This window comes from Amycolatopsis sp. Hca4 (genome assembly GCF_013364075.1).
Taxonomy (GTDB): Bacteria; Actinomycetota; Actinomycetes; order Mycobacteriales; family Pseudonocardiaceae; genus Amycolatopsis.
In genome coordinates this window covers 2,949,057-2,962,975 of sequence record NZ_CP054925.1, presented here as the reverse complement: position 1 = coordinate 2,962,975, position 13,919 = coordinate 2,949,057, and the positions used below count along the sequence as shown (strand labels likewise).

Here is a 13,919-nt window from a genome sequence, read left to right as displayed (position 1 = left end):
CGTCCACAGCGCCCCCGCTCCCGTTAGGTGTTAACTAGCTCCGTCAGCCGTTGATCTTGGCTTCGGTCGAGGCGCCGAGGTTCTTGATGACCCCGCCGACGACCTGGTACACGTAGATCGCGTTCGTCTCCGGCTCGCCGTTCTCCTTGAACTTGACCTGCTTCGACGCGCCCTTGAAGTCTTCCGTCTTCAGGAAGTCGTTGATCTTCTCACCGGTGGTGTTGCCGGCCTTGACCGCGTTGATGATGGCGGTCGCGGCGTCGTAGCCCTCGGTGGCGTAGATCGCCGGGTCGACGTTGAACTTGGCCTTGTACTTGGTGGCGAACTCGTTGCTGGCGCCGGCGTCCGGGATGTTGCACGGGCAGCCGACGACGGCACCTTCGGCGGCCTGGGCGCCCGCGCCCGAGACCAGCTGCGGGTCGAGCGAACCGTCACCGGTGGCGAAGATGGCCTTCACGCCACCGTCGCGGAGCTGCTTGAGCAGCCGGCCACCCTGGGCGTAGTAGCCACCGAAGGTGATGACGTCCGGGTTCGCGGCCTTGACCTTCTGGACCGTCGAGGAGTAGTCGGACGCGTCCTTGGCGAACTTGTCGCGCTCGGTCGTGATGCCCTTGTCCTTGAAGGTCTTCTCGAAGGCGTCCGCCAGGCCGACGCTGTACTCCTGGTCATCCGAGATGACGTACGCGTTCTTCGGCGACTTCGCCGTGATGAGGAAGTTCGCGATGGCCGGGCCCTGGTCGTTGTCGTTCGCGACGACGCGGTGCCAGTACTTCCAGCCGTTCTTCGCCAGGCCCGGGTTGGTCGCCGACGGCGACACGCTCGGGACCTTGCCCTGCTCGAGGACGCCGCCGATGGCCTTCGACTCACCGGAGAACGCCGGGCCGATCAGGGCGGTGATCTTGTCCGTCCCGATCGCGGTCTGCACCAGCGAGGTGGCCTGCTCCGGCTTGCCCTGGCTGTCGTAGTTCTTCAGCTCGAGCTTCACCTTGGGGTTCGTGGCGTTGTACTCGTCGATGGCGAGCTTGGCGCCGTTGTTCGGGGGGATCACGATCCCGGAGTTCTCCCCGGTCAGGTCGCCCATGAACCCGATCTTCAGCGTGCTGCCGTCACCACTGTTGCTGGACGAGCCGCCACCGGCGCAGCCCGCCAGCGCGAGCGACGTCGCCGCTGCGAGGGCGAGAACCCGTCCAAAACGCACTCCTGACACCGACTACCTCCCATGACCAACCAGCCGCCGGTAGGCGTTGCCCCCGACACAGGGGCTAGGTTAGGGCAGGAAGATATCCCTCTCGGCCGTCTTGTGCACAGGCGGCCTCACTACTCTGTGTCCACATCGTGACGATCGCAACCGACACGAATTGCACGAAAAGCCGAACAAAGTTTCCCCGTGACCCGCTGCTGGTCACGCAGCGATGCTAAGTATCGGCGCTCGTTCTGCGAATGGGTGACAGCCGTGTTTCACCGGTATGTCATCGCCCATTTCGGCGAGCCCGCCGTTGCCGGTTTCCCGGCGATCCGCTGTTCACCCTGGCGGGCGTCCGGTCGAGCGGGCACCGCCGTAGGGATGCACCTTACGTCCGGTTCGGGCGGCCGAACGGACCCACCCCCCTCGTTCAGGTCTGCCCGAAAGGCCACCCGGCTTGGCACAACCGACGGTTGTCGTGGCCGCCGGAACGGCTGTTGGACCGGTCCCCGCCCGCGGCGGTTGGCTGGAGGCAGCCGACAGACAGGGAGAGAACGATGAGCGAGCTGATCGAGGGCGTCGCCGCGGGAGTGCCGTTCGTGGCGGCACCGCCGGCGGACCCGGACGCGCCGGCGGCGCTGGTGGCGGGCTGGCACCTGATGGACGAGCCGTCGAGCGAACGCGCGATGGCGGAGGCCGTCCCGATGGCGGGCCTGCAGGCGTGGCGGGTGTACTTCGGGCTCCCGCTCTCCGGGGCGCGGCTGCCCGAGGGCGGCCCCGAGGAGGTCTTCCGGCGCGCGAGCGAGGACGCCGTCCTGAACGTCTTCGAGCCGGTGACCGAGCAGGCCGCGGGGGAGTTCCCGGCCGCGCTGGCCGAGCTGCGCGACCGGCTGCCCGGCGCGACCGGCCCGCTCGGGGTGTTCGGCGGCTCGGCCGGGGCGCTGGTCGCCCTGGAGGTGCTGGCCCGCGGCGAGGCGGTGATCGCGGCCGCGGCGGTGGCCAGCCCGCTCGTCCAGCTGGCACCGATGATCACGGCCAACGAGCGGCGCTTCGGCGTGACGTACGCGTGGACCGAGCGGTCACGGGCGGTCGCGGCGCGCTACGACTTCGTCGACCGGGCCGCCGAGCTGACCGCGCCGCTGCTGCTGGTCGCCGGCGCCGACGACGACATCGCCGTGCGCGAGCCCGCGGCCGCGCTGGCGGCGAAGCTGGGGGCCGAGCTGGTCACGGTCGAGGGGATGGCGCACGAGTTCCCGCCGGGGACGCCGGCCGCGGCCCGCGTCGACGCCGCCTTCAGCGAGTGGTTCGCACGGCGGTGGCGAGGCTGACGTCCGCGGACGGCAGCCAGGCGTGCTCCGGGTCGTAGGCGCACCAGTCCTCGTCGCGGCTGGTGCGCCCGGCGACGGCCAGCAGCCGCCGCAGCGCCGGGTGCGCCTTGCCCCGCCGCCAGACCAGCGACCACGGGAACAGCGGCGACGGCTCGAACGGCAGCACCTTGAGGTTGAGGTCCGGCGCCAGTTCCATGTCGGCGCCGGCCAGGGTGACGCGCCGCTTGCCGTACCGCGTCTGCTCGAGGGTGTGGCGCAGGTCGTAGCTGACGCCGGAGTCGTCGATCGGCACGGCGAACCGCTCGCACAGCTCGTGCAGGTAGGACAGCCATTCCGGCGGGCCGCCGAGCCCGGGCAGCCAGATCCCGTCGGCCCGCAGCTCCTCGAGGCGGATGACGTCCTGCACGGCCAGCGGGTGTTCCGGCGCCAGCAGCGCGACCAGCGGCTCGAGCCGGACGGGCCGGTGCTCCAGCTCGTCGGGCAGCGGCCGTCCGCAGCCGGACACCCGGCCGAAGGCGGCGTCGAGCTCGCCGGACAGCAGCGGGTCGATCGCGTTGGCGAACCCGCGGCCGGCGACCCGGTCGATGCGCAGCCCCGGCTCGTGCGCGGCCAGCCGGCGGAGCAGGAACATCGGGGAGAGCCGGTGGTCGACCAGGTCCAGCCGCAGCGGCCGGTCGTCGGCACCCATCGCGGCCACCGCGGCGTCGGCCACCCGCACCAGCTCGCGCGCGTGCGGGAGGAACCGTTCGCCGTCGGCGGTCAGCTCCACCGAGCGGGGCGTGCGCAGGAACAGCGGGGTCGCGAGCGCGTCTTCGAGCTTCCGGATCCGCTTCGACAACGCCTGCTGGGTGAGGAACAGCGCCTGGGCGGCCCGCCCGAAGTGCCGCTGCTCCGCCGTGACCACGAACGCCCGGACCTGGGCGACGTCGAGGTCCACGGGGCTCAGGAGCCCGGCGGGCGGTCCCGGACCACGCAGGTGAGCCGCGCGGTGCAGGTGCGGCGGCCCTCGTCGTCGGTCAGCACGATCTCCGCGGTGATCGTGCCGCGGCCGACGTGCAGCGGGGTCGCGACCCCGGTCACCTTGCCCGAGCGCACGGCCCGGTGGTGGGTGCAGGACAGCTCCAGCCCCATCGCCGCCCGGCCGGGGCCGGCGTTGAGCGCGGCGACGGTCGAGCCCAGCGCCTCGGCGAGCACGGCGTTCGCGCCGCCGTGCAGCAGCCCGTACGGCTGGAGGTTGCCCTCGACCGGGATGGTGCCGACCACGCGTTCGGGGGTCGCTTCGATGAGCTGCATCCCGACCTTGTCGTTCAGCTGCTGGTCCGCGGCCGCCGGGTCGATGCCGGACAAGCGGTCCACGTCGATGGGGACGGCACGGTCGGTCACGCAGTGCTCCTCTTCCTATGCGACACGTAAGAGTGTCGGACCCTCAGCCTAGACTCGGCCCCGTGAGCCCGAGTGAGAAGACGACCGTTGCCAACGCCACAGGAACCGCGACCCTCGAACCGCGGCCGAAGCTGCTGCTGATCGACGGCCATTCGATGGCCTACCGCGCGTTCTTCGCCCTGCCCGCGGAGAACTTCAGGACGAAGACCGGTCAGGTCACGAACGCGGTCTTCGGCTTCACCTCGATGCTCATCAACCTGCTGCGCGACGAAGCACCGACCCACCTCGCGGTGGCGTTCGACCTCTCGCGCAAGACGTTCCGGTCGGAGACCTACGCCGACTACAAGGCGAACCGCAGCACGACGCCGGACGAGTTCCGCGGCCAGGTGGACCTGGTCAAGGAGGTGCTCGAGGTGCTCGGCATCCCGTCGCTGGTCAAGGAGAACTTCGAGGCCGACGACATCATCGCCACGCTCACCACGCAGGCGACGGCCGACGGCTTCGACGTCCTGATCTGCACCGGCGACCGCGACGCGCTGCAGCTGGTCAGCGACCAGGTCACCGTGCTGTACCCGAAGCGCGGCGTCTCGGAGATGACCCGGTTCACCCCGGACGCCGTCGAGGAGAAGTACGGGCTCACCCCGCGGCAGTACCCGGACTTCGCCGCGCTGCGCGGCGACCCCTCGGACAACCTGCCCAGCATCCCGGGCGTCGGCGAGAAGACCGCGGCCAAGTGGATCAAGCAGTTCGGCTCGCTCGACGACCTGATCGACCGCGTGGACGAGGTCAAGGGCAAGGTCGGCGACGCGCTGCGGGCGCACCTGTCCTCGGTGCAGCTCAACCGGCAGCTCACCGAGCTGATCCGGGACGTCGAGCTGGAGGTCGCGCCGTCCGGGCTGGAGCTGCGCCCGTGGGATCGCGAAGCGGTGCACCGGCTGTTCGACGAGCTGGAGTTCCGCGTCCTGCGCGACAGGCTGTTCGCGACGCTGCAGAGCGCCGAGCCGGAGGCCGACGAAGGCTTCGAGGTCTCGGGGGCCGCGGTGGCCCCGGGTGCGCTGGGCGCGTGGCTGAGCGAGCACGCGGGCGCGGGCGAGCCGGTGGCCCTGTCCTTCCGCGCGGTGGGCACGTCGGTCCGGGCCGACCTGCGCGCGATCGCCTTCGCCACGGCCGACGGCGAAGGCGCGTATGTCGACGTCACGGCCATGGACCAGGCGGACGACGCGGCGCTCGCCGCCTGGCTGGCCGACGGCGCCATCCGCAAGACCGGACACGACCTCAAGGTCCCGCTGCACGCGATCCGCGCGCGCGGCTGGGTCCTCGCCGGGCTCGCCATGGACACCGCGCTCGCCGCCTACCTCGTGCGACCCGGGCAGCGCACGTTCGAGCTGGACGACCTCGCCCTGCGCTACCTGCACCGCGAGCTGCGCTCGGAGACCGACGGCGGCGACGGCCAGCTGTCCCTGCTCGACGGCGGTGCGGAAGGCCTGGAGCAGAAGGAGATCCAGGAAGAGCTGGTCAAGGCCGCGCGATCTTCGAGCTGGCCGGCGCGCTGGAGAAGGAACTGGAGCAGATCGGCGGCGCGAAGCTGCTCGCCGAGCTGGAGCTGCCGCTGCTGGAAGTCATCACCGAGCTGGAGATCGCCGGCATCGCCGTCGACCTCGAGCAGCTGACTTCGCTGGAGGCGCACTACCTTTCGCGGGTCACCCAGGCCGCCGAAGAGGCGTACGCGGTGATCGGCAAGCAGATCAACCTCGGCTCGCCCAAGCAGCTGCAGGTCGTGCTGTTCGACGAGCTCGGCATGCCGAAGACCAAGCGCACCAAGACCGGCTACACCACCGACGCCGAGGCGCTGCAGGGCCTGTTCGAGAAGACCGAGCACCCGTTCCTGCAGCACATGCTGGAGCACCGGGACGCGACCAAGCTGCGCACCACCGTCGAGGGCCTGATCAAGGCCGTCGCCGACGACGGCCGGATCCACACCACGCTGCTGCAGACGATCGCGGCCACCGGGCGGCTGTCCTCGACCGAGCCGAACCTGCAGAACATCCCGGTCCGCACCGAAGAAGGCCGCCGCATCCGCGACGCCTTCGTCGTCGGCGAGGGCTTCACCGAGCTGATGACCGCGGACTACAGCCAGATCGAAATGCGGATCATGGCGCACCTGTCGAAGGACGAGGGCCTGATCGAGGCGTTCAACTCCGGCGAGGACCTGCACACGTTCGTCGCGTCGCGGGCGTTCTCGATGCCGCCGGAGGAGATCACGCCGGAGCTGCGCTACCGCGTCAAGGCGATGTCGTACGGGCTCGCGTACGGGCTGTCGGCGTACGGGCTTTCGCAGCAGCTTCGGATCTCCACCGAAGAAGCCAAGGAGCAGATGGAGGCGTACTTCGCCCGCTTCGGCGGCATCAGCGACTACCTCCACTCGGTGGTCGGCGAAGCGGCGAAGTGCGGGTACACGGAGACGATCTTCGGCCGCCGCCGCTACCTGCCGGACCTCAACAGCGACAACCGCCAGCGCCGCGAGATGGCCGAGCGGATGGCGCTGAACGCCCCGATCCAGGGCAGCGCGGCCGACATCATCAAGGTCGCGATGCTCAACGTCCACCGCGCGCTCGTCGAGGCCAAGCTGAAGAGCCGGATCCTGCTGCAGGTCCACGACGAACTGGTGCTGGAAGTCGCCGACGGTGAGAAGGAGCAGCTGGAGAAGCTGGTGCGCGAGGGCATGGGCTCGGCGTACGCGCTCGCGGTGCCGCTCGAGGTCTCGGTCGGCTACGGCCGGTCCTGGAACGAAGCCGCACATTAGGCATCGCTCTGCGTCACGACCCGGATCACCGGGTCGTGGCGCGGAAGTACTCGGGCGGACGTCGTCGGGGCTCACGCACCGCGGCGATGCTGGGCGCCATGGCCAGTGACTTCCAGCGGCGCAAGATCTCCGGCGTCTTCGGCGCGATGGACGACGACGGCGACGGCTACCTGACGGAGACCGACTTCCGGGCGCTCACCGCGCGGTGGCTCGACCTGCGCGGCACCGACGCCAGCTCGCCCGGCGGCCAGCGGCTCACCGGCATCATGATGGGCTGGTGGGCCACCCTGGACGACGCCGCCGGCGGGGGCGGCAAGGTCAGCCTCGACCAGGTCCTGCAGGTCGTCGACGAGCTGCCGGCGATGCCGGGTGCGGTCACCGGCACGGCGGAGGCGATGTTCGAGGCCGTCGACGAAAACGGCGACGGCGTCATCTCCGCCGCCGAGTACGACCGCCTCATCGCGGCGTGGAACGGCGTCGGCACCCCGTCCGAAGACGTCTTCGCCCTCCTCGATTCCGACGGCGACGGCCGCCTCTCCCGCGAGGAGTTCACCCGGCACTGGTACGAGTTCTGGGCCGGCGACGACCCGGCCGCACCGGGCAGCAGCGTGTTCGGCCGCTTCTGAACGCGCGTTGTGCCGAACGGATGACTCCGTTCGGGTGAGCCATTACCGCTGGGTAAGTGGGTCGGCGCCAACGCGTGGCGATCACGGCGTAGGGTCCGCCGAATGGGGTTCGAGCGTGAGCGACGACGCTGGCGGGTCCGGTTGCACGACGAACTCGGCCGGGTGTGCGGAGCGGGCACGGTGCTGGACGAGTACCACGTGCTCACGAGCGCGCACGTCGTCGAGACCGCGGGCGGCCCGCGAGCCGCGTTGAGCGTCGACTTCGTCGGCCTGGCCGAAGCCATGCCCGGCGCCGCGACCGTCGTCGAAGGCTGCTGGGTGCCCTCCGACGGCGGCGGGCACGGCGATCTCGCGCTGCTGCGCCTGGAACGTCCCGAATCCCGTGTGTTCCGCGCCCCGCTGCACCGCATGCCGCTGGGGGAGCACCAGCTCGTCCGCGCGTTCGGCTTCCCGCCGGGCTCGGTCGGCCGCTGGACGCACGCCCGGCTCGGCGGCCCGGAGCAGACCGGCGGCGAGTGGGTCCGGCTGTTCCGCACGGCCGAGGCCGAGCCGCTCGGCCCCGGTTTCGGCGGCACGGCGGTGCTCGACGAGGCGACCGGTCACGTCGTCGGGATGGTCGTGGGCAAGGACACCGGCACCTGGATGGTGCCGGTCGAGACCATGCTCGGGCACCTGCCCCAGCTGAGCATCTGGACGTCCGGCAGCCCGGCCGTCGACGCGAGTTTCTCGCGCCCGGTCGGCGAGGCGGTCGACGTCTCCTTCGTGCAGCGCGTCGCCGACTGGTTCGCGAAGGCCGAGCCGGGCACGGTCTGGGTGGTCGACACCGGCGAGGCAGGCTCGCCGGTCGCGGCGGCCCTGCGGTTCGGCATCGTGCTCGCCGACCGGGAACGTTCCCTCGGTGTGCCCGGCCTGCCGCCGTCGTTCGGCGCGATGCCGCCGCCGGGCAGCGTGGACCTGGCGGTCGACGCGACCGGCCGCACGGCCGACGCCGTCCGCCACCGCATCGCCGACCGGCTCACCAACGGCGTCGCGGGCCGCACGCTGGTGGTGGACGCGATCGACGACTCGGCCGAGCCCGACCGCCTGGTCGGCGAGGTGCTGGCCCCGCTGGCCGGCCGCGCGGCCGAGCTGGGCCTGCGGCTGCTGCTCGGCTTCCGCGAGGAGTCGTCGCCCGGGGTGGCGGCGGTCCGCGCGAGCACGGGCCAGGCCCGCCCGGCCCCGGACGACCTCGCGGGCCGCCTGGAGGTGCTCACCCAGGCGGTGGCGGAGCTGGCGGAGATCGAGGCGTACCAGCTGAGGGTGGCGACGCGCTTCACGGGCGTCGCGATGCTGCCGGCCCGGGCGCAGAGGCTGCGCGGAGCGCTGAAGCAGCTCCGCTCGGCCGAAGTGGACGGCGACGCGGAGTGGGTGGAGCGCCACATCGACAGCCACGAGCACGCGGTGGCCCCGGCGGTGGAGGACGGCCGCCGCCAGAGAGCGGTCCTCGACGGCTTGGTGGCCCGCCGCGAGGAACTCCGAACCCGCTTGGCGGGCGACGTGGACCTGGCCCGCGAACACGGTCTGGTGGGCGACCCGGAGATCGAGCAGGCGTACATCCCGGCGAAGAGACTGCTGATCGACGGCCCGTGCGAGCTGACGGCGGCAGCGACGGCGGTCGACACGTACGCGGCGGCGGTCCGGGCGAGGATCGAGGACCGCGGCTGAGCCGCGGGATCAGACCGTCAGCACCACCTTCCCCCGCAGGCCGCCGCGCTCGAGCCGCCGATGCGCGTCGGCGATCCGCGCAAACGGGAACGTCTCCGCCACGTGCACCCGTAGCTTCCCGGCCTCCACCAGCGAAACCAGCCCCCGCAGCGCGATCGGGTCCGGGTCGACCCCGATCCCGCTGAAGCGCAGCCCGGCCGCCTCGACCTTCGCGATCAGCTCCGTGTCCTCGTCCGCGACCGCCGTGACGAAGTGGCCGCCGGGCCGCAGCACCTCCAGCGAGCGCCACGCCGCCTTGCCTCCGAGCGTGTCGAGCACCAGATCGACGTCACCGACCGCGAAATCCTCGCCGACCACCTCGTCCGCGCCCAAGCTCGCGGCGAACTCCCGCTTGTCCCCGCGCGCTGTGGTGATCACGTGCGCCCCCAGGGACTTCGCGAGCTGGATCGCCACGTGGCCGACTCCGCCACCGCCGCCGTGGATCAGCACGCGGTCGCCCTTGGTCACGCCGCCGATGTCGACCAGTCCCTGCCACGCCGTCAACCCGACGATCGGCAGCGCCGCCGCCTCCACGTGGGACAGCGAAGCCGGCTTGTGGACCAGGTGCAACGCCGGTGCGGCGACGAACTCGGCGTACCCGCCCGCCATCCTGGGGAACAGCGGCATCCCGAACACCTCGTCGCCCGGCCGGAAGCGCCACGTGTGCGCCGTCTCGACCACGCCGCTGATGTCCCAGCCCAGCACGAACGGCGGCTGCCCCAGCAACGGGTGCTCGCCGGCGCGCAGGCGCGGTTCGAGGGGATTGAGCCCGATCGCCGAGACCCGGACGAGGACTTCGGTGGGCTGGGGCGACGGGACGGGCGCGTCCACCACGGTGAGGACTTCGGGACCGCCGAACGTGTGCTGGGTGATCATTCGCATGCCTCGAACGATGCTCGCCGCCGCGTCGGCGTACCACCGGTGTCCCGCCAGGTTTTGCCGGAAACCCGCCTATGCTGGCCGTCGTGACCTGCGACCCTCTGGCCCACGGCGAGGACATCCCGCCGCACTCCCACGACTTCGGCCAGCTGAGGTACGCCGCCGCGGGCGCGCTGGTCACCACCACCGGTGCCGGTACCTGGGTGGCGCCGGCGAACCGGATCACCTGGGTGCCGCCGTTCCACGTCCACCGCAGCCGCGCGCACGGCACGACCGTCGTCCGGCTGCTCGGCGTTCCCGCGGCCGACACCGGGCGCCTGCCGGCCGAGCCCGCGGTGTTCGTGGCCAGCCCGCTGCTGCGCGAGGCGTACCTGGCGACGGACACCGAGCCGGACGGCAGCCCGCGCGCCCGGCTGCTGCTCGAAGTCGTCCTCACCGAGCTCGCCCGCGCCGAGCGGGAACCGTTGCGGCTCCCGGAACCGGCTGACCCGCGGCTCAAGGCCGTCACCGCCCTGCTGCACGCCGATCCGGCGAGCCCGGCGACGCTGGCCGAGCTGGGCCGCCGGACCGGGTCGGGCGAACGCACCCTCAGCCGGCTGTTCGGCAGCGAGCTGTCGATGAGCTTCCACCAGTGGCGCACGCTGCTGCGCGTCCAGCGGTCCCTGCTCGAACTCGGCGACGGCACCTCGGTCACCACCACGGCGACGCGGCTGGGCTGGGCGAACCCGAGCAGCTTCATCGACGCCTTCACCGGCCTGGTCGGCCAGACCCCCGGCCGCTACCGGGCGAACGCGAACGTGCGGGCCGCCGGCTAGCGGCGGCCCAGGCCGCGGATCAGGACCATCACCGCGTCCCGCACCTCGGCCCGCGTCCGCTGCGGCCCGAACACCTGCCAGTCCAGCGCCACCACCAGCATCGTGCCGAACAACCCGGCCGCCGCCGTGGGGATCTGCACCCCCTCCGGCAGCCTGCCCTCGGCGTCCAGCCGGGACAGCTGCTGCTTGACGATCGAGATGATCTCCTCGCGCAGCAGCGACAGCGTCCCGTGCCACTGGCCCGGTGTGCGCCACAGCTCGCTCACCAGGATCTGCGAGAACCCCGGGTACCGCGCGATGAACTCCAGCGTCGTGTCGACCTGTGCCTCGATCACCTCGAGCGGGTCGGCGTCCGAAACCGCGTCACGCAGGCGGCTCGCCAGCATGTCCACGCCGTAGCGCAGCAGCGCGTCGACCAGGCCGTCCTTCGAGCCGAAGTTGTAGTACACCGTGCCCTTGGCGACGCCGGCCGCCGCCGCGATGTCGTCGACCGTCAGGCCCACCAGGCCCCGGCTCTTCGAGAGCTCCAACGTGGCCTCGAAGAGCTTCTGCTTCGTCGCGCCGCTCACAGGCTCAGCTCGGGCTTGAGCGCCGACACCGTCCAAACGCGACGCTTGCGGGCGGCCAAAGTGGACACGAGGATCCCGCCCACCAGGTAGGCCAGCAGCACACCGATGTCGCCGAGCAGCCGTCCGGTCGAGGCGCCGCTGTAGAACAGGTGGCGGAAGCCGTCGATCGCGTAACCCATCGGCAGCACCACGTGCAGCGGGTACAGCGCGTCCGGGATCGTCTGCCACGGGAACGTGCCACCCGCGCTGACCAGCTGCAGCACCAGCAGCACCAGGCCGAGGAACTTGCCGACCGCGCCGAAGAACGCGTTGAGCGCGTGCACCACGGAGGTGAACGTCAGCGACACGAGCACGGCGAACCCGATCGCCTCCAGCGGGTGGGCGATGTGGATGCCGACCAGCCACGTCACCGCGCCGAACAGGACGACGACCTGCGCGATGCCCAGCAGCGCCGAGGACAGCCAGCCGCCGACGGCGACCCGGAACGGCGCCGCGCCCCCGGTCAGCGCGCGCGTCGAGAGCGGGCGCAGGATCAGGAACAGCACGAACGCGCCGATCCAGGTGGCGAGCGAGATGAAGAACGGCGCGAGGCCGGCGCCGTACGTCCCCGCCGACGCCTCGCCGTTGGCGTTCACCGCCACCGGGTCCGCGATCGTGTTGGCCGTCGCGTTGCGGGTCGGGTCGTCCGGGTTCGGGATCTGCTGGAGCCCGGCCGCGAGCCCGTCACGCAGCTTCACCGAGCCGTCGGCGAGCTGGTTCGTGCCGTTGACGGCGGTCTTCTCGCCGTCGCTGAGCTGCGAAGCGCCGTCACGCAGCTGGTTCGCGCCGTCGGACGCCTGCGCGATGCCGCTCGCCAGCTGCGGGGACGCGGCGGCGAGCTTGGCCGCGCCGTCGGACACCTGGCGGGCGCCGTCGGCCAGCTTCGCGAGGTCGCCGTTGGCCTGCTGGATCTTGCTGTTCGCCTGGTCGACGGGGGAGCGCAGCTGGTCGGCGCGGGCCAGGATGTCCTGGACCTGCGCGTCCGGCACACCCGCGTTGCGCAGGTCGGTCTGCAGCTGGCTGCGGTAGGAGTCGAGCTTGCCCTGGATGTCGGACGACGCGGTCGCGGCGACCGAAGCGGCGTCGGCGACCTTCTGGTCACCTGCGGCGACCTGCGAAGCGCCGTTGGCGAGCTTCTGCGTCTGGGACGGCAGGTCGGCGGTGGCGCTCTTCAGCGTGCCCAGGCCGGTCGCCAGGGTCGACGAGCCGTCCGCGAGCTTGGCCGCGCCGTCGGCGAGCTTCTGCTGGCCCGTCTTGAGCTGCGTGGCGCCGTCGGCGAGCTGCGCGGCGCCGTTCGACGCCTCCTGGATCTTGGCGTAGATGGTGGAGAAGCCGACCAGGAAGCGGTCCGCGGCCTCGCTGCCGACCTTCTCCGCGATGGTCTTGCGGACCTGCTCGGCGACCTGCTTGGCGATGGTGCCGGAGAGGTAGTTGTTGGCGTCGTTGGTGGTCAGCGTGATCGTCGCCTGCTGCGGCTGGAAGTTGCCGACCGACAGCAGCGCGGCGGAGAAGCCACTGGGGATGCCGATCGCGAACGAGTACTTGTCGTCACGGACGCCGTCGCGGGCTTCCTGTTCGGACACTTCGTGCCACTGGAAGGTGCCGGACTTGACGAGCTCGTCGGTCACCTCGCGGCCCACGTTGCGCTGCTGGCCGCTCGCGTCCTTCGCGCCGGTGTCGCTGGTGAAGACCGCGGCCGGCAGCTTGTCGAGGCGGCCGTACGGGTCGTAGTTCGCGTAGAGGTAGAAGGACGCGTAGAGCAGGGGGACCAGCACGAGCGCGACCAGCGCGAGCTTCGGCAGGGTGCCGGTGGAGAGGCGGCGCAGCTCGTTGCGCGCGATCCGGAAGGCGTTCATTCGGGGTCTCCGTCAGTGCTCTCGGTGAGCTCTTCGGTGTTTTCGGGGGAAGGTTCGGGGAGGGCGTGGTGCTGCGGCGCGGGCTGTTCGGCCGCGCCGAGCCGCGCCGGGGTGAACGGCAGTGCGGACACCGGGGTGGTGGCGGTCAGCACGACGACGGCCAGGCCGCGCTCGGCCTGCTCGCGCGCCAGCCCGGCCCAGCCGCCGACGTCGCTGGTGTGCCGGTCCGGGGTGTCGAGGACGAGCACCCGCACCCCCTTGCGCTCGGCGGCGAGCTCGGTGAGCAGCCGCGTGCGCAGCGCCGGCGTGAGGTTTTCGAACCGGGTACCGGCGAACGGCGCGGCATCGTGCTCGGCCAGCCACCGGGCGACGTCCTCCTTGCCGGCGGGCCGGTGGGCCAGCGCGAGTTCCTCGCCGGCGACCACCCGAAGCGGCAGCGCGTCGTCCGGTTCGCTGACGCCGGGGGCGTCGACGACGGCGACGAGCTCGGTCAGCGGAGCATCGACGCCCTCGGCGTGCACGGTGCCGGTGGACGGCTTGAGGCGCCCGGCGAGCGCGAGGCCGAACGCGGTGACGCCGACGCCGGGTTCGCCGTGCACGATCGCCAGGTCGCCTTCGCCGAAGGTGAGGGACGTCGGCGGCAACAAGGTGCCGTGGTGCCCTTCGAGGGACACCCGATCGGCTCGGACCTGCAC

At 71.7% G+C, this 13,919-nt stretch carries 11 protein-coding genes and 1 pseudogene; 5 read left to right on the top strand and 7 right to left on the bottom strand.

From position 1 onward, the window contains the following. Window positions 1-43: 43 nt before the first annotated feature. Complete coding sequence (locus HUT10_RS12890; protein WP_176171420.1) at window positions 44-1,198, bottom strand: branched-chain amino acid ABC transporter substrate-binding protein; 1,155 nt, start codon at window positions 1,196-1,198, stop codon at window positions 44-46. Window positions 1,199-1,740: 542 nt separating this feature from the next. On the opposite strand from HUT10_RS12890, the gene HUT10_RS12885 reads away from it, so the two are divergent. Beyond that, window positions 1,741-2,511 carry a S9 family peptidase gene (locus HUT10_RS12885; RefSeq protein ID WP_176171419.1) on the top strand — a complete coding sequence of 257 codons (771 nt, stop codon included), beginning with the start codon at window positions 1,741-1,743 and terminating at the stop codon, window positions 2,509-2,511. Here the strand turns inward: HUT10_RS12885 and HUT10_RS12880 are convergent. Continuing rightward, a complete protein-coding gene (locus tag HUT10_RS12880) occupies window positions 2,477-3,448 on the bottom strand; it encodes a LysR family transcriptional regulator (protein ID WP_176171418.1) in 972 nt (323 codons plus the stop codon). The two genes, HUT10_RS12885 and HUT10_RS12880, sit on opposite strands and share 35 nt — an antisense overlap. A 5-nt stretch (window positions 3,449-3,453) precedes the next feature. Continuing rightward, window positions 3,454-3,894, bottom strand: coding sequence for a PaaI family thioesterase (locus HUT10_RS12875; RefSeq protein ID WP_176171417.1), 441 nt, complete (start codon window positions 3,892-3,894; stop codon window positions 3,454-3,456). Between the two features lie 62 nt (window positions 3,895-3,956). Between HUT10_RS12875 and polA the strand changes: the two are divergent. From polA to HUT10_RS12860, 3 genes and pseudogenes are all read left to right on the top strand, one after another. Further along, a pseudogene (polA, locus tag HUT10_RS12870) lies at window positions 3,957-6,697 on the top strand (DNA polymerase I). 98 nt (window positions 6,698-6,795) lie between these two features. Continuing rightward, complete coding sequence (locus HUT10_RS12865; RefSeq protein ID WP_254896848.1) at window positions 6,796-7,323, top strand: EF-hand domain-containing protein; 528 nt, start codon at window positions 6,796-6,798, stop codon at window positions 7,321-7,323. Between the two features lie 102 nt (window positions 7,324-7,425). Further along, on the top strand, window positions 7,426-9,027 hold the full coding sequence (locus tag HUT10_RS12860) for a serine protease (protein ID WP_176171416.1): 1,602 nt from the start codon (window positions 7,426-7,428) through the stop codon (window positions 9,025-9,027). Between the two features lie 9 nt (window positions 9,028-9,036). Here HUT10_RS12860 and HUT10_RS12855 read toward each other — a convergent pair whose 3' ends face one another. Then, the gene (locus HUT10_RS12855) at window positions 9,037-9,948 is read right to left on the bottom strand and encodes an NADP-dependent oxidoreductase (RefSeq protein ID WP_176171415.1); all 912 of its coding nucleotides are present in this window, start codon (window positions 9,946-9,948) and stop codon (window positions 9,037-9,039) included. 83 nt (window positions 9,949-10,031) lie between these two features. Between HUT10_RS12855 and HUT10_RS12850 the strand changes: the two genes are divergently transcribed. Then, a complete protein-coding gene (locus tag HUT10_RS12850) occupies window positions 10,032-10,760 on the top strand; it encodes a helix-turn-helix domain-containing protein (protein ID WP_254896847.1) in 729 nt (242 codons plus the stop codon). Here HUT10_RS12850 and HUT10_RS12845 read toward each other — a convergent pair. From HUT10_RS12845 to HUT10_RS12835, 3 genes are read right to left on the bottom strand one after another with little or no spacing between them, the layout of a single operon-like run. Beyond that, the gene (locus HUT10_RS12845) at window positions 10,757-11,329 is read right to left on the bottom strand and encodes a TetR/AcrR family transcriptional regulator (RefSeq protein WP_176171413.1); all 573 of its coding nucleotides are present in this window, start codon (window positions 11,327-11,329) and stop codon (window positions 10,757-10,759) included. The two genes, HUT10_RS12850 and HUT10_RS12845, sit on opposite strands and share 4 nt — an antisense overlap. Further along, window positions 11,326-13,224 (bottom strand): YhgE/Pip domain-containing protein, encoded by a 1,899-nt coding sequence (locus HUT10_RS12840; protein ID WP_176171412.1) that lies wholly within the window; start codon window positions 13,222-13,224, stop codon window positions 11,326-11,328. Before HUT10_RS12840 ends, HUT10_RS12845 begins: the two co-directional genes overlap by 4 nt. Next, window positions 13,221-13,919, bottom strand: coding sequence for an ABC transporter ATP-binding protein (locus tag HUT10_RS12835; RefSeq protein ID WP_176171411.1), 699 nt, complete (start codon window positions 13,917-13,919; stop codon window positions 13,221-13,223). The genes HUT10_RS12840 and HUT10_RS12835 overlap by 4 nt, the downstream gene beginning before the upstream one ends.

Coding starts and splice junctions, on each gene's coding strand:
- HUT10_RS12840 (WP_176171412.1), bottom strand. CDS start 13,224: ATGAACGCCTTCCGGATCGCGCGCAACGAGCTGCGCCGCCTCTCCACC.
- HUT10_RS12865 (WP_254896848.1), top strand. CDS start 6,796: ATGGCCAGTGACTTCCAGCGGCGCAAGATCTCCGGCGTCTTCGGCGCG.
- HUT10_RS12855 (WP_176171415.1), bottom strand. CDS start 9,948: ATGCGAATGATCACCCAGCACACGTTCGGCGGTCCCGAAGTCCTCACC.
- HUT10_RS12885 (WP_176171419.1), top strand. CDS start 1,741: ATGAGCGAGCTGATCGAGGGCGTCGCCGCGGGAGTGCCGTTCGTGGCG.
- HUT10_RS12860 (WP_176171416.1), top strand. CDS start 7,426: ATGGGGTTCGAGCGTGAGCGACGACGCTGGCGGGTCCGGTTGCACGAC.